This window comes from Bradyrhizobium sp. F1.13.3, from assembly GCF_040548265.1.
Classification (GTDB): Bacteria; Pseudomonadota; Alphaproteobacteria; order Rhizobiales; family Xanthobacteraceae; genus Bradyrhizobium.
In genome coordinates this window covers 57,960-77,582 of record NZ_JBEPRI010000002.1, presented here as the reverse complement: position 1 = coordinate 77,582, position 19,623 = coordinate 57,960, and the positions used below count along the sequence as shown (strand labels likewise).

General features: G+C 57.9%; 21 protein-coding genes, 1 tRNA gene and 2 pseudogenes. 10 read left to right on the top strand and 14 right to left on the bottom strand.

Annotated features, from left to right (window positions below; all coding sequences use genetic code 11):
* Nucleotides 1-155 precede the first annotated feature (155 nt).
* The 5 genes from ABIB66_RS05180 to rpmH form a co-directional block, all read right to left on the bottom strand.
* Nucleotides 156-521: a DUF423 domain-containing protein gene (locus tag ABIB66_RS05180; protein ID WP_354206281.1), complete on the bottom strand. Its 366-nt coding sequence runs from the start codon at nt 519-521 to the stop codon at nt 156-158.
* Nucleotides 521-1,174, bottom strand: coding sequence for a ribosome biogenesis GTP-binding protein YihA/YsxC (gene yihA, locus ABIB66_RS05175; RefSeq protein WP_275172865.1), 654 nt, complete (start codon nt 1,172-1,174; stop codon nt 521-523). Before yihA ends, ABIB66_RS05180 begins: the two co-directional genes overlap by 1 nt.
* A 110-nt stretch (nt 1,175-1,284) precedes the next feature.
* Nucleotides 1,285-3,171 carry a membrane protein insertase YidC gene (gene yidC, locus ABIB66_RS05170; RefSeq protein WP_354206283.1) on the bottom strand — a complete coding sequence of 629 codons (1,887 nt, stop codon included), beginning with the start codon at nt 3,169-3,171 and terminating at the stop codon, nt 1,285-1,287.
* Between the two features lie 13 nt (nt 3,172-3,184).
* A complete protein-coding gene (gene rnpA / locus ABIB66_RS05165; RefSeq protein WP_354206285.1) occupies nt 3,185-3,628 on the bottom strand; it encodes a ribonuclease P protein component in 444 nt (147 codons plus the stop codon).
* Nucleotides 3,629-3,655: 27 nt separating this feature from the next.
* Entirely contained in the window at nt 3,656-3,790 is a 135-nt protein-coding gene (gene rpmH / locus ABIB66_RS05160; protein ID WP_008542748.1) for a 50S ribosomal protein L34, read from the bottom strand.
* Between the two features lie 383 nt (nt 3,791-4,173).
* Between rpmH and ABIB66_RS05155 the strand changes: the two genes are divergently transcribed.
* The 4 genes from ABIB66_RS05155 to ABIB66_RS05140 all read left to right on the top strand — a co-directional run bounded on the left by ABIB66_RS05155 (nt 4,174) and on the right by ABIB66_RS05140 (nt 6,846).
* A complete protein-coding gene (locus ABIB66_RS05155; protein ID WP_354206287.1) occupies nt 4,174-5,673 on the top strand; it encodes an ATP-binding protein in 1,500 nt (499 codons plus the stop codon).
* Nucleotides 5,674-5,836: 163 nt separating this feature from the next.
* Nucleotides 5,837-5,913: transfer RNA gene (locus tag ABIB66_RS05150), tRNA-Arg, on the top strand.
* A 453-nt stretch (nt 5,914-6,366) separates the two neighbouring features.
* The gene (locus ABIB66_RS05145; protein WP_354254357.1) at nt 6,367-6,558 is read left to right on the top strand and encodes a hypothetical protein; all 192 of its coding nucleotides are present in this window, start codon (nt 6,367-6,369) and stop codon (nt 6,556-6,558) included.
* A gap of 3 nt (nt 6,559-6,561) precedes the next feature.
* Complete coding sequence (locus ABIB66_RS05140) at nt 6,562-6,846, top strand: phasin family protein (protein ID WP_354206291.1); 285 nt, start codon at nt 6,562-6,564, stop codon at nt 6,844-6,846.
* On the opposite strand, the gene ABIB66_RS05135 is transcribed toward ABIB66_RS05140, so the two are convergent.
* The 4 genes from ABIB66_RS05135 to ligD all read right to left on the bottom strand — a co-directional run bounded on the left by ABIB66_RS05135 (nt 6,843) and on the right by ligD (nt 8,972).
* On the bottom strand, nt 6,843-7,322 hold the full coding sequence (locus ABIB66_RS05135; RefSeq protein ID WP_354254355.1) for a DUF3833 family protein: 480 nt from the start codon (nt 7,320-7,322) through the stop codon (nt 6,843-6,845). The genes ABIB66_RS05140 and ABIB66_RS05135 overlap by 4 nt on opposite strands.
* Nucleotides 7,323-7,387: 65 nt before the next feature.
* Nucleotides 7,388-7,753: a hypothetical protein gene (locus ABIB66_RS05130; protein ID WP_354254353.1), complete on the bottom strand. Its 366-nt coding sequence runs from the start codon at nt 7,751-7,753 to the stop codon at nt 7,388-7,390.
* A gap of 2 nt (nt 7,754-7,755) precedes the next feature.
* Complete coding sequence (locus tag ABIB66_RS05125; protein ID WP_354254351.1) at nt 7,756-8,064, bottom strand: hypothetical protein; 309 nt, start codon at nt 8,062-8,064, stop codon at nt 7,756-7,758.
* Nucleotides 8,061-8,972: a non-homologous end-joining DNA ligase gene (ligD, locus tag ABIB66_RS05120; RefSeq protein WP_354254349.1), complete on the bottom strand. Its 912-nt coding sequence runs from the start codon at nt 8,970-8,972 to the stop codon at nt 8,061-8,063. The genes ABIB66_RS05125 and ligD overlap by 4 nt, the downstream gene beginning before the upstream one ends.
* 898 nt (nt 8,973-9,870) lie before the next feature.
* Between ligD and ABIB66_RS05115 the strand changes: the two genes are divergently transcribed.
* The 5 genes from ABIB66_RS05115 (at nt 9,871) to ABIB66_RS05095 (ending at nt 16,148) form a co-directional block, all read left to right on the top strand.
* On the top strand, nt 9,871-12,528 hold the full coding sequence (locus tag ABIB66_RS05115; protein WP_354254347.1) for a hypothetical protein: 2,658 nt from the start codon (nt 9,871-9,873) through the stop codon (nt 12,526-12,528).
* Nucleotides 12,525-12,986, top strand: coding sequence for a response regulator (locus tag ABIB66_RS05110; protein WP_354254345.1), 462 nt, complete (start codon nt 12,525-12,527; stop codon nt 12,984-12,986). The genes ABIB66_RS05115 and ABIB66_RS05110 overlap by 4 nt, the downstream gene beginning before the upstream one ends.
* Entirely contained in the window at nt 12,977-14,131 is a 1,155-nt protein-coding gene (locus ABIB66_RS05105) for a phosphorylase family protein (RefSeq protein WP_354254343.1), read from the top strand. Before ABIB66_RS05110 ends, ABIB66_RS05105 begins: the two co-directional genes overlap by 10 nt.
* Before the next feature lie 450 nt (nt 14,132-14,581).
* The gene (locus tag ABIB66_RS05100) at nt 14,582-14,818 is read left to right on the top strand and encodes a DUF6894 family protein (RefSeq protein ID WP_354206299.1); all 237 of its coding nucleotides are present in this window, start codon (nt 14,582-14,584) and stop codon (nt 14,816-14,818) included.
* 199 nt (nt 14,819-15,017) lie between these two features.
* A complete protein-coding gene (locus tag ABIB66_RS05095; protein ID WP_354254341.1) occupies nt 15,018-16,148 on the top strand; it encodes a GGDEF domain-containing protein in 1,131 nt (376 codons plus the stop codon).
* Nucleotides 16,149-16,167: 19 nt separating this feature from the next.
* Here ABIB66_RS05095 and ABIB66_RS05090 read toward each other — a convergent pair whose 3' ends face one another.
* The 4 genes and pseudogenes from ABIB66_RS05090 to ABIB66_RS05075 all read right to left on the bottom strand — a co-directional run bounded on the left by ABIB66_RS05090 (nt 16,168) and on the right by ABIB66_RS05075 (nt 18,114).
* The gene (locus ABIB66_RS05090; protein WP_354254339.1) at nt 16,168-16,380 is read right to left on the bottom strand and encodes a hypothetical protein; all 213 of its coding nucleotides are present in this window, start codon (nt 16,378-16,380) and stop codon (nt 16,168-16,170) included.
* A 438-nt stretch (nt 16,381-16,818) separates the two neighbouring features.
* Nucleotides 16,819-17,267, bottom strand: a pseudogene (locus ABIB66_RS05085) (SOS response-associated peptidase); the annotation flags it as partial.
* A gap of 3 nt (nt 17,268-17,270) precedes the next feature.
* A complete protein-coding gene (locus ABIB66_RS05080; RefSeq protein ID WP_354254337.1) occupies nt 17,271-17,720 on the bottom strand; it encodes a hypothetical protein in 450 nt (149 codons plus the stop codon).
* Nucleotides 17,721-17,730: 10 nt separating this feature from the next.
* Nucleotides 17,731-18,114, bottom strand: coding sequence for a hypothetical protein (locus ABIB66_RS05075; protein WP_354254335.1), 384 nt, complete (start codon nt 18,112-18,114; stop codon nt 17,731-17,733).
* Between the two features lie 531 nt (nt 18,115-18,645).
* Here ABIB66_RS05075 and ABIB66_RS05070 point away from each other — a divergent pair.
* On the top strand, nt 18,646-18,867 hold the full coding sequence (locus tag ABIB66_RS05070; protein WP_354254333.1) for a hypothetical protein: 222 nt from the start codon (nt 18,646-18,648) through the stop codon (nt 18,865-18,867).
* Nucleotides 18,868-18,991: 124 nt separating this feature from the next.
* On the opposite strand, the pseudogene ABIB66_RS05065 reads toward ABIB66_RS05070, so the two are convergent.
* Nucleotides 18,992-19,431 (bottom strand): annotated as a pseudogene (locus tag ABIB66_RS05065) (caspase family protein); the annotation flags it as partial.
* Nucleotides 19,432-19,623: the final 192 nt, after the last annotated feature.

Sequence of the window (19,623 nt, the reverse complement as noted above, 5' to 3'; positions counted from 1 at the left end):
GGGCGGGGCGCAAAGTGTGGCTGGCATGCCGCTCTCGTGTCCCGGACGCGGTGCGGCGCGCAGTGCCGCGCCGCTGAGCCGGGATCCAGAAGCGGCATGGGCCCCGGCTCAGCAGCGCACCGCTGAAGCGCTGCGCGGCGTCCGGGGCACGAGACTTATTTCTTCACCACCACCGCAGCGAGCGTCACCGCCAGCCAGCTCAGAATCATCACCGATCCACCCGTCGGCGCCGCATAGGGAAACAGCGAATGGCCGGCATATTGCCGCAAGGTGAGGTCGCCCGCGAACAGCGCGGCGCCGGCTGCGAAGCCGGACGCGGCGATGATGCCAATTCCGTCGTGCAGAAGGCCGCGTCCGAGCAGGGCGACGGCCGCGAGTATGGCAGTTGCATGAAACAGCAGCATGGTGCTTGCGGCTGCGAGCCGGCTCGTATCGCCGCCATGCGCGGAGGCAGCGGCCAGTGCGACGCCGGCAGCGCCCATCAGACCGGCAAGCGCGATCAGCAGGCGGAATGCCGCCATCACGAGGTCCGCTCTTCCAGCAACTTTGCGATCGCGGCGCGCAGCTCGGCCATCCCAGTCGCGCTCCGTGACGAGGTCGCGAGCACGTTGGGGAACGCGGCCGGACGTTTGGCGAGCGCGGCCTCGGTCTCGACGATGCGCGATTGAAGCTCGGTGGCCTTGATCTGGTCGGCCTTGGTCAGCACGAGCTGGTAGCTGACCGCGGAGCGATCGAGCGTCTTCAGGACTTCGAGATCGACGTCCTTGAGGCCGTGCCGCGCGTCGACCAGCACGTAGACGCGCGCGAGGCTGGCGCGTCCGAGCAGGAATTTGTGGATCAGCTCGGTCCAGGACGCGACCTGGCTCTTCGGCGCCTTGGCATAGCCATAGCCGGGCATGTCGACGAGGCGCAGCTCGGTTTTGCCGGGGACCTCGAAGAAGATCAGCTCCTGGGTGCGACCCGGCGTATGGGAGGTGCGCGCGAGCGCGTTGCGGCCGGTCAGCGCGTTGATCAGGCTGGACTTGCCGACATTGGAGCGGCCGGCAAAGGCGATCTCCAGCCCCGCCATCGGCGGCAGCGTTTCAGTTGAGGGCGAAGCCCAGATGAACTGCCAGTCGCGCGTGAACAGCTTTCGCCCGACCTCGATCAGCTTCGCATCCTTGTCGTCATTCATGCGAAAGCTTTCTGTCTGTCCGCGTCATTGCGAGCGAAGCGAAGCAATCCAGAAATGCATCCGCGGAGGGACTCTGGATTGCTTCGTCGCTTCGCTCCTCGCAATGACGGCTACGTCGCCTCAGTCGTCAGTTTTTTTTTGAAGGAGTTTCGAATGTTGTCGAACAACTCCACCTTCACCCCGTTACGGCGCATGATGTAGCTCTGCTGGAGCACCGAGAGCGTGTTGTTCCAGGCCCAGTAGATCACGAGGCCCGCCGGGAAGCCCGCCAGCATGAAGGTGAAGATCAGCGGCATCCAGTTGAAGATCATCTGCTGCGTCGGATCCGGCGGCGTCGGATTCAGCTTCATCTGGAACCACATCGTGATGCCCATGATGATCGGCCAGATGCCGAGCGCGAGGTAGTGGCCGAACACAGGAATGGTGGTCGGATCGAACGGGATCAGCCCGAACAGGTTGAACAGATTGGTCGGGTCCGGCGCCGAGAGGTCCTTGATCCAGCCGAAGAACGGCGCGTGCCGCATCTCGATGGTGACGAACAGTACCTTGTAGAGCGAGAAGAACACCGGGATCTGGATCACCACGGGGAGACAACCGGCGACCGGGTTGATCTTCTCCTTGCGGTAGATCTCCATCATCTCCTGCTGCTGCTTCACCTTGTCGTCGGGGTAGCGCTCCTTCAGCGCCTGAAGCTGCGGCTGGACCGACTTCATCTTCGCCATCGAGGCGTACGATTTGTTCGCCAGCGGGAAGAACAACAGCTTCACGATCACGGTCACGAGCAGGATCGAGATGCCGAAATTGCCGAAGAAGCGGTAGAAGAAGTCGAGGCCCAGGAACATCGGCTTGGTGATGAAGTAGAACCAGCCCCAGTCGATCAGCAGGTCGAAATGGTTGAGGCCGAGCTCCTTGTTGTAGCCGCCATGGCCGGCGAGCGGGAAGTTGATGCCGACCACGCCGGCTTCCTTGGCGCCCGCGAACAGCCGCGTGTTCGTCGTCGTCGTGCCGCCGATCGGGACCGTCTGCTCGCTCTGCAGATAGTCGGTCTGGTATCGGATCTGGGTGCCGGGTTCGGCGACGAAACGGGCCTTGAGCGTTGCCGACGTGTCGGGAAGCAGCGCAGACGCCCAATATTTGTCGGTAATACCGAGCCAGGCATTGGTGACGTTGTTGAATTCGAACCCGTGTCCGCCATTGCCGATCGCGGGTGCTTCGCCGACAGCCTTATAGGCCTTCTCCTGCAAGCCCTGCTCGCCCAGGTAACCGATCAGGCCTTCATGCAGGATGTAGTAGCCCGAGACCTGCGGCGTGCCGTGGCGCGAGATCAGTGCGAAGGGAAAGAGTTTGACCGGCGCGTTGCCGACATTGGTCACCTCGTCCTTGATGCTGAAGAGGTAGTGGTCGTCGATCGCGACGGTGCGGCGGAAGGTGAGGCCTTCGCCATTGTCGTATTTCAGCATGACCGGCGTGGACGGCGTCAGGCTGTTGGTGCCCTCCTGCTGCCAATCGGTGGTCCGGTCTGGCACCTTTGTGCCACCTGTCCCGGCCACCCAGCCAAATTCTGCATAATAGGGTTCTGCGGTGCCCGACGGCGAATAGAGAACGATCGGCGGCGACTTCGGGTCGACCGTTTCGCGATACTGCACCAGCGCAAGATCGTCGATGCGCGCGCCCTTCAAGGCAATGCTGCCGGTCAGGCGGGGCGTATCGATCTTGACGCGCGGAGAGGCCGCAATCGCCGCCTCGCGGCTGACGGTCGGCTGGCCCGGCTGATTGGCAGCCTGGGGAGCGGAGGGCGCGCCTGCGGTGCCGGGCTGCGGCGTGGCGCTCGGCGTCCCGGGGGCCGTCGGCTGCGGCGTGGTCTTCTGCAGTTCGGCCTGCGCCTGTTGCTGGGCGCGCTGCTTCTCCATCGCCGGCATGTTGTAGAAATATTGCCAGGCGATCAGCACGAAGCCCGACAGAATGACGGCGAGGATGGTATTGCGGTTGTCGGTCATCATTCTCTCGTCATCAATCCGGTTTGCGGCTGGTCGCAGGAGCGGGGCCGGGCTTTAAGCCGTCGGTTCTTGGGCCGTCGGTTTTTTGGCCAGGTTTTGGGCCGCGTCCCTTGTGCGTATGCCGCGCGGGCTTCGCGAACGCCATGCGCAGATCGTCGAGCATGGTGGCGAAGTCGCGCGAGAGCGCGTCCCTTCGGCCGACCAGCACATAATCATGATGGGGCTGCATCGACACCGGATCGAGCCGCTTCACCAGTTCGCGAAGCCGGCGCCGGATGCGATTGCGCTCGGGGGCGTTGCCGTTCTTTTTGGTGACGGTGAAGCCGATCCGGATCGGGCCGCTGTCGTCTCGGTCAAGGCTTTGACGGTCAAGGCTTTGCAGGACGAACGCGGGACTATTCACCCGCGCGCCATTGGCAACGGCGAGGAAATCCGCTCGCTGCCTCAGCCGATCCATGATGAAATCCCAAAAAGGGGGTCCGGCTCAGGCGCTCAGACGCTTGCGGCCGCGGGCGCGGCGGGCGGCGAGCACCTTTCGGCCGCCGGCCGTGGCGAGACGGGCACGGAAGCCGTGACGGCGCTTGCGCACCAGTTTGCTGGGTTGATAAGTCCGCTTCACGGGTTTTTCTCCGCTGACCGGGCAATTTGCCTGTAGAATTGATGGTAAAGTCCGGAAGATGCTGCCCAAAACGGGCCTTTTTCGGCCCCAAGAGAGCCGCTCCCGGCCTCACACCGGGTCATCGCGGACAATTGGCCGGCTTATAAGCGAGCGCCTTCTTTTCGTCAACGCCGCACAAGCGCTCAATTCCGGCGAATATCGCTGTTTGTGCGGGGTTTTTAACCCTTGAGGTAGCGACTCGCCAGATCTGCGCTTACATCCGACTTTGGCAGATTGACGATCTGTAATTTGACCGCGCTGAGGGCGGGCCGCATCTTCATACGCGCCAAATCCCTTCACCCGGCGACATCTTTAATCCGGCAAAGGCAGCGAGGGCGAATTTCGTGGCAGCGACAGACCTCCAGCCGATCCAGGATGGGGATCAGCGGGACCCGCCGGCGGCGCTGCCGCGTGGGACGCGCGGGCTTGGGCTGTCCGGCAAGCTGCTGCTGCTCACCGTTCCCCTGGTGATGATCGCGGCCATCCTGCTCTACGTGCCGGCCATCGCCAACTTCTGGGTCAACCGACTCAACGACCGCGTCGCCGCGGCGAACACGGCAGCGCTGGTGCTCGATGCGGCGCCGCTCGGCATGGTCCCCGATTCGCTCTCGCGCGAGATACTGAAGAGCATCAATGCCCGCGCCGTCGCCATCAAGATGGGCCAGCAGCGCCGTCTGCTCGCCAGCGACAATCTGCCCGCCGCCATCGAGCACGACATCGACCTGCGCGACATGACGGCCTGGGAGGCGATCACCGGCTCGTTCCGGATGATGCTGGAGACCGGCAACCAGGCCATCCGGATCGTCGGGCCGGGCGTTGGCAACGCCCAGTTCATGGAGATCGTCACCGACGAGCTGCCGCTGCGGCAGTCGATGTACCGGTTCTCCCGCAACGTCGTGGTGGTCGCTCTGATCATCGCGGTGCTGACCGCGGGCCTCGTCTATCTCGCCATGCATTATCTCTTCGTGCGCCCGATGCGCCGGCTGACCGCGAGCCTGGTCGGCTTCCACGAAAATCCCGAGAGTTCGGCGGGGATCATCGTGCCGAGCCAGCGCAGCGACGAGATCGGCGTCGCCGAGCGCGAATTGTCGGACATGCAGCGCGACCTGATGTCGATGCTGCATCAGAAGAGCCGGCTTGCCGCCCTCGGCCTCGCCGTCTCCAAGATCAATCACGATCTGCGCAATCTGCTGGCCTCGGCGCAACTCCTGTCGGACCAGCTCGCCAGCGTGCCGGATCCGCGGGTGCAGCGCTTTGCGCCAAAACTCGTGCGCTCGCTCGAGCGCGCCATCGCCTTCTGCCAGTCGACCTTGTCTTACGGCCGCGCCCAGGAAGCCGCGCCCGACCGGCGCATGATCATGATCGAGCCGGTGGTGCTGGAGGTGCGCGAGACCGCCGGCCTTGCCTCCGACGCGTCGATCTCCTGGGTCGCTGCGATCGAGCGCGGGCTCGCGGTCGACGCCGATCCCGACCAGCTCTTCCGCGTGCTGCTCAACCTCGTCCGTAACGCCGCCCAGGCGCTGGAAAGCCATGCGTCGGCCGAGGGCGGCGCGCAGCAGATCCGGATCACGGGAAAACGCGAGGGCGCGGTCGCCATCCTCGAGGTCTCCGACACCGGCCCCGGCGTGCCCCAGAGGACCCGCGATCACCTGTTCGAGGCGTTCCAGACCTCCGGCCGCCCCGGCGGCAGCGGACTTGGCCTTGCCATCGCCGCCGAGTTGGTCCGCGCCCATGGCGGCGACATTCATCTGGTCGAAGGCACCATCGGCGCCACCTTCCGCATCGTCATTCCCGACCGTCCCGTGGAACTGCTCTCCGTCCGTAACGAGCGGGCGCGGGCGTAGGTCGACCGGCGGCCGAGCGCGGAAACCGTCATTTCCCGGCAAAATCTCCCCAATCCGGACCTTGCCAATCGGGGCAAGAGCGGTTAGTCAGAGCGCTCTTTCGCACCCCTCCGGCGTCGCCGGGGGCTGCCTGCGGGCCACGCCCGCACTGTCAGCGAAAAACGCGCCCGTAGCTCAGCTGGATAGAGCATCAGACTACGAATCTGAGGGTCGGACGTTCGAATCGTTCCGGGCGCGCCAGCACTTAGCGGCTTCTGCCGTGCAAAAAGTACGATCGTTTTACGGGATTTGCAAGGAAGGCAGCCCTTACCCTTCGTCCGCAGCATAGCCTGCTTCTTGAATGTACCTCGGTTCTGGGGCGCAAGCCGGGTCGATCAGACAGATGCCAGCTAGTAAAACCTGATCAGTCTCAACACCTCTGCCGGCAGCTCTAAAGGCTCATAATCTGAAGGTTATAGGTTCAAATCCTATCCTAGGGATCACGCTGTCATAGAACTAGTGTTGGCGCACAAGCCAGAAAACGCAGTCGCGGCTGCGTACAATCGAGCAAAGCACCTACAGAGGCGGCGTGAGCTTCTTCAGATTTGGGCCGATCTGATCCTAGCGGACGCCGTACCCGCTGGATCGCTGTTACATGGACCGCGCCGATAGCATAAAACTAATTGATCGGTGATGTAGCGTAGGGGAGTGATCATGAACTTCAAAAGCTCAACAGATCAAAGCTTGCTAGCCGTCTGGCAAAGCATCGAGGCGCAAGTTGCGGCGGATGATGCGGCTGGCGGGAATTACCGGTTCATCGGCCCAAACGTGCGCGCCTACGCCGAACAGCTCCAAACCGAGCTTGAAGAGCGCAAACTCCGGTACACGCCAATCCGGTGGCAGTAGCCGATGAAGAACCAAATTGTGGACGTGCCTAGCGACGTGCGCGAGCTAGTGCAAAAGACTATTGACCAAACCGAGAAGGCATTCTCGTTTTTCTTCCAACAAGCTAAGCTGCCCGGCGACCTCGCGCTCAGCTTCGCTCAACAGAACGTAACGACTGCGTTGGAATATGCGCGTAAGCTCGCGGCGGCGCAGAATCTGCAAGAGGTCGTCGCGCTTCAATCGGAATATCTCCGAAGGCAAATTGAGAACGCCAGCGAGTTCATGCGCGAGTTCATGCCGAAGCCTTAGAGCTTCCGATACGTTACATGCGCGGTAGCGAACGGAATGCCCGCACGCCCCGCGCTACCCCGAACGATGCAAGCGCGCTCATCAATTGCGTAGAACCAATCGTCGAAGTTCAGCTTGAAGGATTTACCGGCCGCTTGCGGTGTGTCGCGTGTGTATCTCCAATGGAACGCGCAACCCGCTTGCTCGCCTATCGCTTCACCTTCAAGCCGGTTCTCCAATCCGGTGTACCTGCCTCCGTCCCCCTTTCGTATCGTCCAATGCAGCGTGTCCGAATGCTGCCCGTCATCGAACGTGTAAGCCTCTGTGAACAGAACAGTTTGCGTGTCTGACTCGAATTCACCATGGGCAGAAATCGTCGCACGCTTCAGCAACCCACCTACCAAGCTTTCCACCACGGCCCAGCCTTCTAGGCGGCCAACGAAAAACAATTCAGGAAGAAGGAGCGGATTTGTCCCTTTAAATTGTTCTATCGGCATGGGTGGCTCCGACGTGCTTACAACCGAGAACTAATCCCGTCCCGGCTAAGTTCCTAAAGTCCTGTTCAGCCGGTGTACTCGACCTGGACCAATCCAAAGCGCTGCCGTCCTTCGATTCTCGACAGAGCCGCCAAAACGTCGTCGTTAGTCAAAGCATCCATCAATTTATCAACCGTGATGCCCGCGCTACGCGGCATGTTCGGTTCCAAGTAATCGCTCAAGATCGAACGGGCTTCCAAGAACGCAGATATCAACGTCTGAATATCTGATCGTTTTGGCGCGATTGACGGCGCGTGCTCTTCCTCAATCGGATATTCGACGGCCGCCCCTTCAGGATCGTTATCGCGAAGCCACTCGACGGCAGAATCGCACGAAGCAAACACCTTCACGCAATCGTTCTCGACACTGACATACAGCCAAATGCTTCCCATGGCTAAGTCTCCGTTTCAATCGGATACGCCCAAGCGACACCTTCAGGATCGTTTTTGGCAAGCCATGCCCTTGCGGCCTCTTCGGTGGCAAAGACCTTTATCCAATCCACATCGCCGATATGCTTGTGACCATCCTCGTAAATCCACACCGACTCCTGTCGTTGTTCGGCCGCAGCGTTGACCTTCTCACGGTCGAACTGATCCTCAGGTGGAAGTCTCATCACGGAGTGGTAAAGATCAGCCGGGATCGTTCGCCGGTCCCCCGGAGGCTTTTCTGCCCACTGTATCCATTGGTCGAACGCCTCGTTCATCCCAAATCCTCCCTCAACCCCTTGAAGAACGGATGCCGTAACTTCCCTTCGGCGCTCTTTGCACGGTATTCGATTTCCGCAAGCAGCTCGGGTTCAACCCAAATGCCGCGATGCGCGATGCGCTTCGTGTACGGCTGAGTCTTGCGTACCAGCGGTTTGAGTCTTCGCCGTAGTTCTTTGGCATCTTCAGGGGAAAATCCGTGATCGACTTTCTCGGCGTTCAAGAAGTCATCGCCCTTGCGGCGACCGATGTACATGCCATCCCATTTGGTACCGTCCAAAGCATAGCCTGCAATTGCCAACGTTTCGCGTTGGGCGCATGTAACCTTCACCCATTCATTGCCACGGCCGCTTTCGTATCGGCCGTCACGTACCTTCGAAACCACACCTTCCAGGCCGGTTTTGCAGGCGTGCTTGAACATATCTTGGCCGTCGATATCGAAGCTTTCGCTGAACTGGATCGCTGTGCCGCTGATGATCGGACGTAGCAGCTCTTTCCGCTGGAAGAGCGGCACAGCCCGCAGATCGCGGCCGTTGAGGTACAGAAGATCGAAAGCCACCATCACGATCTTGGTGGACCGGCCTTTTAGCTCGTTCTGAAGTACAGAGAAGTCTGTCGTGCCGTCGTCGGCAGGGGCAACCACTTCGCCGTCAATGATCGCGGACTCTGCTTTTATCTGAAACGCGTCATGCGTAACCTTGCGGAAACGGTGCGTCCAATCGTGACCACGGCGCGTGAAGACCGTCGCTTCTGAGTTGGCGATGTGCAGTTGAACGCGGTATCCGTCGTATTCGATTTCGTGAATCCACCTGTCCCCGCGCGGTACCCGGCCCATCAGGGTGGCCAGGGCGGGTTGGATAAAGCCCGGGAAATGGGCTTTTACGCCGACTGGTGGACTCTTACGCATACGGCCGATTCAAGCTGAACGGCCGGAATTCGTTCCTCCACCGCGTTCATCCTCTACGGATTAATGCGGCTGGCAGTCTCACCGACGTCTTTGATGACAATGTCTCCTTGAGTTTTGAGCAGGAGAATGAGTTACCTCAGAGCAGCGAGGCGCCGGAAGACAAAAAAGTCGAGTGTTGCCGAGCCTGAGCTGACACTGCAGGCTGTTCTGGCTGACTCGTGTTAACCTAGATCGCGAAGGGCACTCTGGGCAAATGCCAGCGCCTAAGATTACAACTTTATAACTAAGGATGTAGCGTCTTTGGTATGCTACTCCGAGGAATCATCAAGGAAGCAGAAGAAACCTCTGTTTGCAGTGCAAACAAACGGTATCTTGCCGTCCGAAGTCGCCGCGCAGAGCTATCGCTTGTCAAAATATGCATATTCTCGCGGAGAGGTGAGATCGAGAGAGCCTTCCACCCACGTCCGATTTCACGCTCAAAGCGCCGCTTGGCCTATCGACTTTTTCCGAGAACTTTTGGGTTGTGCTAGTGAAGAAATCTAAAGCGCGCGCGTTCGGCCGAAAACAATCGACATTCCTTCGTAAAACTCGTGTTGGGGCGTTTCGGCAACTGACGAGGATTAGGGACCAGCGGACTCGCAACTTGGTCCGAGGAGCGCTCGCCGACGACCGCTTAACAGAACCCCCGCTGTCTATAATGAATGCTCTGCGGAAGACAGCTTCTCCGAGTGATCTTGCGCTAAGCGCCGAACTTCTTTTGGGAAAATTGGGGGCTTTCGCCTTCCCTAACCTGGGAAGGGATTACACCAGTCTTCTACGTATTCACTCATTGGATAGAGTCCCCATCGATTCCGAGGTTGGGTTCATCGCGGGTCATCTGAATGGATGGAAAGAGGACGTGCGCCGGATCATCGAGGCCATTCGGGCGTTTGCTGCGATACCGACCTCATCGGCATCTGACGCCATGCAGGCATTGGCCGGGTTCATTGAACTGTATGGCGCTTCTAGTTACGGCGTGCGCAAAGTGGCCTATTTGATGGCTCGTTTTCCTGACGATGCTACTCTTCAAGAGCCTTTTCAGCGCATCGCGAACAAGGTCGGTCAATCTAAAAATCCCGCACCGTACTTCATAGCTATGGAGTTGGTAGACGAGCATTTTGCCTATTTCCCCGGCGTCTCCACGCGCGTTCAACTTCATCAAAAACAGAAGCTCGTGGACGACGACTACCGAAAGCTTCTCGCTCTACATGATCTTGTCCCGGCACCGCTTTCTCGTGCCGATCTTGGGGGATTGCTGCGTAAATCGCATTCGATGTCCCTTATTGATGAAATTGTTGGAGTCGTCTCGGCGCTTAATTTCGGCGACCGGTGGGAGGACATCCGTGCCCTTCTGCTCGATCTACTCGATCCCAGCATCGTACAGTCGTTGACGGCACTCGCAGAGACTCCATTCGACGCGCGCGCATTGTACAACGATGTGTCCGCCGCCGATGCCGACATGGTGTACTACCAGCGATCATTCGCATTCACGGAGTTCACTGATTGTGCGCGTTACCGTGCGTACGTAGACGCTATTCTTGCGCCCCGCTTTTTGTCGTTATCACCGCCGACAATCGAGGCAGCATTCGTGGCGCGCGAACCTTTACCGGTTCGCGATCTCACCAAGGCGCTGCAAGGCTTTCGAAATCCCCACGACTTTAGCAAAGCTCAATGCTGCGGTTCATTTCTGAGGACCGTGCAATTGATCACATTCTTGCAGAACAACCGAAATACGACTGGATTTACCCAGCATGAAATGCGTTTCATTTGCGAGCATACGATAGGATTGGAATTCCTTTTAACCGAGGCTGAGCTCGAGCGGCTCTATGCGTCTTCCGACGACGCATCGAAGCCACTTGTGACGGTCCTAGCCCTGGCACTTCATAAGGCACGAAGCAGGGACGATGATGTCGATTTCAAATTCCGTTTTGCGCTTTGCCAAACTGTCAACGCGCAGTTCCGCGGGAGCTTGGAAGCCTTCATCGAATGGCTTTTGAATGGCACACCTCAGATCGCAAGCTATCTCCTCAAGATTCTTGATCGACAAACCCTCCAGAAGCTCTATTGGCTGGTAAAATCGGCAGATGAAGCCGATACCACGAGACAAGCCCTGCTGAGAGCAGTCGGAAAAAAACGCAATTCGATTGCATACTTCGTGGAAGCCGACGCAATTGAAGCTCAGCGCCAAGTCGCCAAGTTGCGGAAGTATTTCGACGACAGCCGTCTCTACGTCGATGGCATCGCAATGCAGGAATGGCTCGTTGCCAACCCGAGCACTTATGCTCAGCAGTACGTCAAGATGATCGAGCACAATCTCAGTGTGCCCGCTCGTTCAGCGAAGATTGAGCACGGCCAAGTGGTGACGACGGGAACGATTAACATCCCGGCATCGCAGGCGTTCGACTATGTGCTAATGGAAGTGGCGAAAGTGGCTTACGAACAATTCTGCACAAATCGTCAATTTGGCATTGAATCATACCTAGGACGGCGCATTCGGCACAACACCCTCACGGGAATGATGCGGGGAGGTGTAGAAGATATTATTGAGCGGTCATCGTACCGCATCCTCAAGTTTGACGATAGGTTCGTCGCTGCTTACGGGGCCTGGATCGACAGTTATCACAGGCTCATTGAACATTTGCGTCGCGATCTTTTGCAGTTTCGCAATGATAGCAAGCCGCACGGTATCTTCAGCTCGTCACTAAAGGGCAACGAGAATACTTTTCTCGGCCTTGCTACTCTAAGCAGTGCCATGACGGCAGTCCCGAGCATTGAATTCATGAACGAACTTCTAATCCGCTTTTGCTGGCAAGAGATAAATCCTCAGCTGCAAACTGCAGCCAAGCTAATGTCGGTCGATCTCGTGAAGCGTGCTTATGATGATATCGAGGAACATCTTGGTCACTTCGCAGACGATCTGCAGGGTCAATATCGGGGACAGCTGCGAGATGCAGTTCACGAGCGCTTTACCCGACTGGCGAGTTGGTTTCGACAACCAGAAGACGGATTTGTTAGTGCAACTACGCGGCAGCTAGGAGAGTTGATCTTCCAGGAAGCCCACGGTGGCAATTTGATCAACGATCGAGCGATTAATTGGCGAGGTGGCGCGTCCGAAATCGTTATCGATGGTTTGTCGGTCCATAGAATGTACGACTGCATGTTTGTTCTTCTTCGGAACGCATTAAAATATGGAGCTTCGGAGGCTCCGATTACAATCTGTGTGGATCAAACAAGGTCTCTCGAAAGGTTGTCGCAGTTGCGAGTGTCGGTAACGTCAGTCTTCGGGGACGTTACTGAACGTTCAGTTCATGAAAAACGACTGGCAGACAATTTTAGCTCGGATAATGCTGAAGAGGCGATGGTCGTCGAGGGGTACTCAGGCATTAAGAAGCTTAAATACATCACAAGAAGCAGTGAAGGAGTAGCAACAGCCTCTTACAACATCGATGACGACCGCTGTACGGTTTCATTTTTGCTGACGGTCGAGTTGGCAAAGGCGAACGGATCGACGGAATGAAGGTGCTGCTGATCGAAGACGAAGAGCACAAGGCAGAAGACCTTACGCGACGGTTATTGGATAAGGGCATCGCGCCCGCCAAGCTCACACGCGCGATCGGCGTGCGGCAAGCAGTTCTTCAGGTGATGGAGGGCTCATACGATCTCGTAATCGTTGATATGGCTCTGCCGACGTTTTCCAGCAAAGGCGATGATGGAAGTGGTGGCGGCGGCCAAGCCGTCGGTGGCATTGAAGTCCTTCGTGCTTTGGCCAGTACAAAAACCTCCACAAAGATCATCATCGTCACGCAGTATCCTGACATTATCGTAGGCGGCAACCGAGTAAGGTTGCACCAAGCAGCGCGCGTTTTATCGGCGAAGTACAAACAGGAGGTGCTCGGAGCTGTGCTGTACTCGTATAAGACGCCTGAGTGGGAGACCGCATTTGACGCACTTCTGGAAAGAATAAAATGGCGATAGTCGTTTTTGAAGACGATGAGAAAAAGTGGTCGGTCATTAGAGATTGTCTACGGGAGAAGGGCGTCAGAGACAGCGGCATCAAGCGCATCGACAACATTGCTCAATTTGTCGAAATAGCGAGGAAGCCTATCGATCTGTGTATCATAGACATCAGAATGCCTGGTGTATCCGGCGGAGAGACGCGAGATGCCGGCGTAGAGCTTCTAAAGATGCTTGATTATTCGGGCCTGCAGCGAGTGCCCTTATTGGCGATCACCGCCTATCCAGAAGAGGCGCGTCGTTCTCAAAGTGCTTTCGCCTCGCGGGGATGCATTATCTACGATTACAGTGATCGTAAAACTTGGTCTCAAGCCCTGGATATCTTTCTGGCGCAATCTAAAGAAAAAGGCCGATATCAGTTCCTGCTATTCACAGCCCTTGGGAAGGAGCGGGACGCTTATCTCAAGGTGCCAGGGTTCAGTGAGGAAAGCGTGCAGCGGGAGGGGCTCGATCTTTGGGAAACAGAAATCGATGGGCAAGCAGGTGCAATCATTCTCTTGCCTCGGATGGGAATCATCAACGCTGCGGTGACCACCGCACGAGCCCTTGAGCTTTATAGCCCCGCCGTAGTTGCGATGAGCGGTGTATGCGCAGGGATTCAAGAAAATGCCGAGCTCGGCCAGCTTTTAGTGGCTGATGTGGTTTGGGAATATCAGTCTGGCAAGTGGATTAAGGATGCATTTGAAGCAGAGCCTTATCAGATCAGCATTGATCAGAGGACGCGCCTAACCTTGAGCAAGCTTCTGGAAACAACCGGGTTGATCTCACAATTTGAGGCGTCTTTCTCCGGAACCGTTCGTCCGTCGAAACTGTCCAAGCCGAAGCTGGCGCCTTTCACAAGCGGGTCTGCTGTCATAGCAAGTGAAAAGAGGTTATCGGCCGTCAAATCTCAGCACCGGAAAGTGGCCGGTATCGATATGGAAGTGTACGGATTTCACAGGGCTATCGAAATTTGCGCCCGATCGATCCATGCCTTCAGCGCCAAGGTGGTGGTGGACAAGGCAAACGAGGCAAAGGGAGATGAGTTGCACGAATACGGGTGCTTCGTGTCCGCGGCTTTCACCCTCCATGCGGTACGGATGCTATTAAGTGAGACCAAGGAGTAAGCCTTCGATCTGCCCTGAGGGCGGTCCGACGCTTTCTTGACGCGCGGCATGCTAAATGTTGTCGGACGGGCGGCACTCGCTGCTAAGATTAGAATAGGTCGATCCGCAAGCGCGCGAGCCGGGTGGCGAGCACGCACACTTGATCATCGCCAGACGATTGATGCACCTGAGTTGATGTGTCGGAATCGTCATTTTGCGGACGTGTGAATTTTCCTATGGGCCGGTGGAAGCCCTTAAAGCTGTAGGGATTCGCATCCCCCGTACCCTTTCCGTATTGGCAACCTTCCACTGGCTGGCGCGCTCAATCGACGGGAGCGGCCATCGATGAAAAGACATGGCCTGACCCGTAACGTGGATGACCTAACCGGCCTGATTCAAAGCGCGCGCGAGCTTAGGAACCTGATGTAAGACTGCGCATTGGGTTGTTCTATGCGAAAAGACGGACGAGAGATGCCGCGCTACTTTTTCGATTGCCACAAGGCCGGAAGCATCACCATCGACGATGAAGGCGAAGAACTTCCCAACACCGAAGGCGCACGATCACATGCGGTATACGTGTTAGCCGACTGTATCCGTGAAGTTGCGGATAGCCCAACAGATGGGAGCGTGACGGTCGAGGTTCGCGATGTAGCAGGAACGATCTTCCAAATCACCGCTGCGATCCGAACGCGAACGGTCAGCCATTAGCAATGACGGGAAAGCCGACAGTCACGGCCTCCTTCGTCCAAGGCTCCGCATGATCATTAGCGAATAAAGAACGTGATCGCTTTCTAGCAAAACTCCTGGAAGGTCCCAAAATCTTGCCGGTTTAACCTTCGCTAACCATCTTTACGGATCGAATCTTAACGCCTTTACGGCTTCCTGATTAAATCGGGACAAAACGGCAATGGCGCAATCGGCTTCGCAGCAACCCGCAACAACGGCCACGGGGACTCTTCATCAGAAGGGTTTGACAAAGCGCGCCCGCTTGCGGCGGCAAATGTACCTTGCGCAGATGGTCAGCTTCATCTTGGATGCTGCCATCCTGTTTCTCTACACTCTGAGCGGCGCCATATCGGTTTCGGCTTCAGCGTTGTACGTCGCGGCGGGAGTTGGATGGACCGCGATAGCGTTGATCCTTTCCGAATTGCACTTCAATGACCGCTTTCAGGATCATTACCTCACGGTACCGCAAAGCCTCGGAAGCATAGGCATCGAACTAGCCGCAATCTATTTCATTCCTGAGGTCGGATTCTATTTTGTCTCCATCATCTTTGTGGTGCTTGGTTTCGGTGCCCTGCGAATGTCCGCCCGGCAGACCGGCGTCGTTTGGGCTTATGCTGCAATTGGCCTCACGGCTGTCTTCACGCTGACTAACCAGCCCATTGGCATGCCGATGCACTCGTTTGCAGAACGGCACCTAGCTTTGTTGTGCTTTGTGACCGCTCTTGGAAGGTGCGCATTCACTGGTCTTTATGGTGCCTCTCTCCGCGAGGCACTCTACAAGCGCGGGAATGAACTAAAGATTGCGCACGCCAAGATCGAAGAGCTTGCACAAATCGATGAACTTACGGGCGTGTTAAATCGACGTTACGTCATGCGCGCTTTGAATGACGAAATGGCGCGGGCACAACGATCAGGTACGCCGTGTGCTGTAGCAATTTTGGACATAGACTTCTTCAAGCGTATCAATGACGGGTATGGTCACCCGACCGGGGATGAAGTGCTGCGCGGCTTTGCAATCGCCCTTACTGCCAACATGCGTTCAATAGATAGGCTTGGCAGATATGGCGGCGAGGAATTTCTTGTGGCGATGCCTGATAGCACGAAGGACCAAGCCGTTTTAGGATTGGACCGGTTGCGGCAGATCATTTCGGAACTGGATTGGGACGCAATCTCGAATGACTTGAAGGTGACTTTCTCCGCAGGCATAGCGCAGGTTCGTCCAAACGATGCGCCAGAAGACATTTTGGCGCGTGCTGACGCTGCGCTGTATAAGGCCAAGGATGCAGGCCGCAACCGTGTGATGGTTGGTTGACGCTCGCCAGAAAGGTAGCCTAATGAGCTTTGCCAACGGTGCCCTGCGCAATTGCTCGCGTTAGAGTCTCGATCCTGGCAGCAATCGCGCGCATGCGCGCCGAAGCGTCCTTCAGTTGAGGCAACGCTTCCAAAGCATCGCGAGATGCGAGTCGATTGACCTCTTCCTCGACGGCTTCCAAATCCGATCTGCACTTCAGAAGCTCCGCATTCAGCATGGCCAGATTGTGCATCGCGCAAACAATCCCAATCAACGAGTTCACTTACTCTACCGCATTCTTGTGGCTCCCACGCTACTGGCGTCACCGCGATCAACATCGTGCCGCTTGCGCCAACCCGCCACAGGATGCAAGATACATCTATTGCAAAACAATTGTTCGGGAGGGTGGAATGCGTCTCCTTGCACTATCGTCCATTGCAATTGCCTTCGTCGCTAACGCGGCCACCGCGCAAACGGCAATATCTCGAACTGAACTCAAACGACGAACTCACCGCAGTGCATGAGCAACCCGACCGAAAGTGCGGTTCGCTCGCCGCTCTTCACCGTTTCGTACGCCTTGCGGCGCTTCGCATCACTTCCAATAACGAGGCATATAGGGCGTGCAGTCCGCGAACATACGGACGGCGGCAAGAATATCTTCCCGCGGGTGTCTGCCATCGTTCTCGACGCGGCGCTTTCCGTTGAGTGCGAACCAGATGTCCCCTCCCTCGGCCTTGTTGAACTCGCTGAAGCTGTTAAACGACACCGCGCAGCGGTTCTCGACGCCGAGCGTCCAATGTTTGCTCTTCACGTTGCGGATGTTGGTGATTCCAGAATCCGGCTCCATCCGGAGCAAATCATTGAAATCGACGCTGTTTCCCTTGGCTTGCAACTTCTCGGCGCGCTTCATGGCGGCATCCATCGCTTCATGGCGGCATCCATCAGAGCCTTTGACGAGGACGGCACGCCCCAGCGCGCGGTCGCGAGCTCCCGCCCGTCGGCGCCGGTCCGAACGATCGGCGCTGTGTAGTCCGGAAACACACCGGGCATCGGCGGGAGGTTGCCGACGTACCGGTTGACGACGCGAAACAGCTCGCTGATGGCTGCCTGGTTGGTGGTGATCGAGTAAAGATTGCACATTGTTCAGGGATCGATTTGAGAATGACGCGGCTGGGTGGCGAGTTGTAGCAGAGTAGCTGAGGGCCGCCGCCCCGCTGTCGCGCATTTGCGGCAGCGCAGCCGATTCGCCAGATCATGGATGAATGTGGTCGACACGTGCTTCATCGCGCCGAGATCGACGTCGCTCGGCGTCTTGCATCGCGGGCAGCGGATTTCCAGCCATGCGAAGCCCGCATTGATAGCTTGGTCGATCGTCGGTGAGGGATCGATCGGCTCGCCATCCGACCACATCCGCTCGTTCCAGCTTTCACAGAGGAGCCTATCCGCCTGCCGAAGCATGATCTCGGCCTTGGCCCGCATCTCGGTCGACTGCGCAGCCAGGATGTTGGCCATCGCCCGCGACTTGCCGAGCTCCTTCTTCAGGGCCTTGCGGTCGCCTCCGGAAAGGGGCGTCGGGTGATACTTCGGCGCCATCGAGCGGCGCCTACGACATGTCGAAAGTGGGCCAGCAGCCGTCTTCCTCATGGCGCCCGGTTCGGTTGCCGCAAGTGTTATCGAGCAGCCGCTGACCGACATCCCTCCAGACCGCCTCCGGACCGTAGAGCCGGGTGGCGTCCGCCTTCTGGATCTCGACCGCCCTGCCGCAGCGCCGGCAATCCACCCTGAGAAGGTGCTGGGGTATCTGCCTCAGCTGCCGCAGGCGTCCGGAAGGGCCGGGGCCGGGGCTGACCGCTTTGGGGCGAGGGTCCTCCAGCAGGGCCTGCCAGTATTCAGGCGGCAGATCGTCGTCCGGGGCCAACCCGCGTACGGGCGGAGCCTTTCTGCCGACCGTAGCTGCCATATTTTCCATCTGCTTGATCGTCGGCATGCGCCAGCTCGCGGGTCGGTCGGCCATGGGCCATTAGAACATATCAAGAACATGAAAGTCGAGTCCGCCCAAAGTCGGAATTGGGGAAATGATGCGGGCGAGTGTCGGACCCGCCGCCGCGCCGTAAACATCGCGGGCCTTCTTGGTCGATCATTGCCGCAGCCATTCCGGTCCCACGCCTCAAAGCCATCGCCTCAGTGCTGCCGCTCTGCTCCTCAGCGACGGCGTTGCTGACGGCCAGTCCACGCAAGAAGAACCCGGCCAGCAGCACTGACCGGGTTAGTCAATGGGAGGAAGACAACACATCGTCCACGTACGCAATGAGCGCATTCTGAGCCGTTCCCCAGAAACTGCGGATTGCTACCGCTCCATGAAAAATCCAGGTTAAACCCTTTCGAGCGAGCGTAAGGAACCTCCATGCCTTCCTTGGCTTGGTTGTGAGGGCTGCGACCTGAGCCGTTGAAAGGGCCGCAGGATGGGCTGCGGAAGGCTGAGCTTGGCGGCTACGATAAGCCCCAAGCAACCCAAGCAATGATCCCCGTACTGCCGGAGACCGGGCGGATGATTGATGCTTTAATGCACTACCTCGAAAGAGCCATCGCCTTCGAGCGGCTGGCTGCCAATGAGAGCGCCCCTGATCTGAAAGCCAATCTTGAGCGCCAAGCAACAGCTTACCGAACGCTTGCCGCGATGCGAGCGGAAGGAATGGGTCTACCCTCGCCGAGCGAACCATTGCAGCCGCCACATCCGTGACTGTGTGCAGCAGGATCATGACGCTTGCACATGGACGATAGTTAAGCCAACCCCAGAACCGGTCGCGGCCTTGCCTGAAGGGCCAGCTTGCGGCTCGACTGCTCTCGATTGAAAGGAGAGAGAGTTAATTGCAGACTTCGATTGCCGTCCGGCGTTTACAGGGCTCGTATGTTTCGCGATCCGGCATCCCGCACGGACGGGCGGATAGCTTGGTTACAGAGTATCTGACATTCGTCTGCGGCTTAGTTGTTGCTGTTTCAGACCGTTTGCGTTCCAGGTCCCGCTTCTTGGCATCCTCGCGAGTCGCCACAGGCTTCTTGTCTTGGACTTTCTCGCACTCGTTATCGTCGTTGACGCGATAGCCAGCGCGAATGCGATCTTCACGCAGGCATCTCCATCGGCCCTGAAACCATGATCGCAGACCAACGGGCAGACCCGGCCTGACCGGGCTTTGATCGTGTCCAGCGCATCTGAGCTTGCGAGCGCCGTGTTGAGGTTCGTTCCAGCAGACTTGTTGAACAGCGTCAGTGAACGCTGTGACTTAGCGCTCCACTCGCCACTGTCCGCATCGCTCTTGCGCTCAGCCCCAGTTGGGCCCTCGATCGTGCTCCGCTATCTCGATGCTAGTCGGCACCGGAAGCGAGCTGGATGTGACAGTGGCGGTGCACACACGACGGACCCGGATCTCTCCCCAGAGCTATCGCTGAAAGTTGGTGACGGCGGGAATCGGAAAGGCGGCACATCGTGGGGGTGCTT

What these genes read in the sequence shown, in the direction of transcription:
- ABIB66_RS05130 (WP_354254353.1), bottom strand. Translation starts at nt 7,753, where the DNA reads ATGGGAAGCATTTGGCTGTATGTCAGTGTCGAGAACGATTGCGTGAAG.
- ABIB66_RS05080 (WP_354254337.1), bottom strand. Translation starts at nt 17,720, where the DNA reads ATGGCGCCGAAGTATCACCCGACGCCCCTTTCCGGAGGCGACCGCAAG.
- ABIB66_RS05100 (WP_354206299.1), top strand. Translation starts at nt 14,582, where the DNA reads ATGCCGCGCTACTTTTTCGATTGCCACAAGGCCGGAAGCATCACCATC.
- rnpA (WP_354206285.1), bottom strand. Translation starts at nt 3,628, where the DNA reads ATGGATCGGCTGAGGCAGCGAGCGGATTTCCTCGCCGTTGCCAATGGC.
- yihA (WP_275172865.1), bottom strand. Translation starts at nt 1,174, where the DNA reads ATGAATGACGACAAGGATGCGAAGCTGATCGAGGTCGGGCGAAAGCTG.
- ABIB66_RS05110 (WP_354254345.1), top strand. Translation starts at nt 12,525, where the DNA reads ATGAAGGTGCTGCTGATCGAAGACGAAGAGCACAAGGCAGAAGACCTT.
- ligD (WP_354254349.1), bottom strand. Translation starts at nt 8,972, where the DNA reads ATGCGTAAGAGTCCACCAGTCGGCGTAAAAGCCCATTTCCCGGGCTTT.
- ABIB66_RS05075 (WP_354254335.1), bottom strand. Translation starts at nt 18,114, where the DNA reads ATGCCGACGATCAAGCAGATGGAAAATATGGCAGCTACGGTCGGCAGA.
- ABIB66_RS05180 (WP_354206281.1), bottom strand. Translation starts at nt 521, where the DNA reads ATGGCGGCATTCCGCCTGCTGATCGCGCTTGCCGGTCTGATGGGCGCT.
- ABIB66_RS05145 (WP_354254357.1), top strand. Translation starts at nt 6,367, where the DNA reads ATGAACTTCAAAAGCTCAACAGATCAAAGCTTGCTAGCCGTCTGGCAA.
- ABIB66_RS05135 (WP_354254355.1), bottom strand. Translation starts at nt 7,322, where the DNA reads ATGCCGATAGAACAATTTAAAGGGACAAATCCGCTCCTTCTTCCTGAA.
- ABIB66_RS05105 (WP_354254343.1), top strand. Translation starts at nt 12,977, where the DNA reads ATGGCGATAGTCGTTTTTGAAGACGATGAGAAAAAGTGGTCGGTCATT.
- ABIB66_RS05095 (WP_354254341.1), top strand. Translation starts at nt 15,018, where the DNA reads ATGGCGCAATCGGCTTCGCAGCAACCCGCAACAACGGCCACGGGGACT.
- ABIB66_RS05140 (WP_354206291.1), top strand. Translation starts at nt 6,562, where the DNA reads ATGAAGAACCAAATTGTGGACGTGCCTAGCGACGTGCGCGAGCTAGTG.
- ABIB66_RS05070 (WP_354254333.1), top strand. Translation starts at nt 18,646, where the DNA reads ATGATCCCCGTACTGCCGGAGACCGGGCGGATGATTGATGCTTTAATG.
- ABIB66_RS05125 (WP_354254351.1), bottom strand. Translation starts at nt 8,064, where the DNA reads ATGAACGAGGCGTTCGACCAATGGATACAGTGGGCAGAAAAGCCTCCG.
- ABIB66_RS05090 (WP_354254339.1), bottom strand. Translation starts at nt 16,380, where the DNA reads ATGCACAATCTGGCCATGCTGAATGCGGAGCTTCTGAAGTGCAGATCG.
- yidC (WP_354206283.1), bottom strand. Translation starts at nt 3,171, where the DNA reads ATGACCGACAACCGCAATACCATCCTCGCCGTCATTCTGTCGGGCTTC.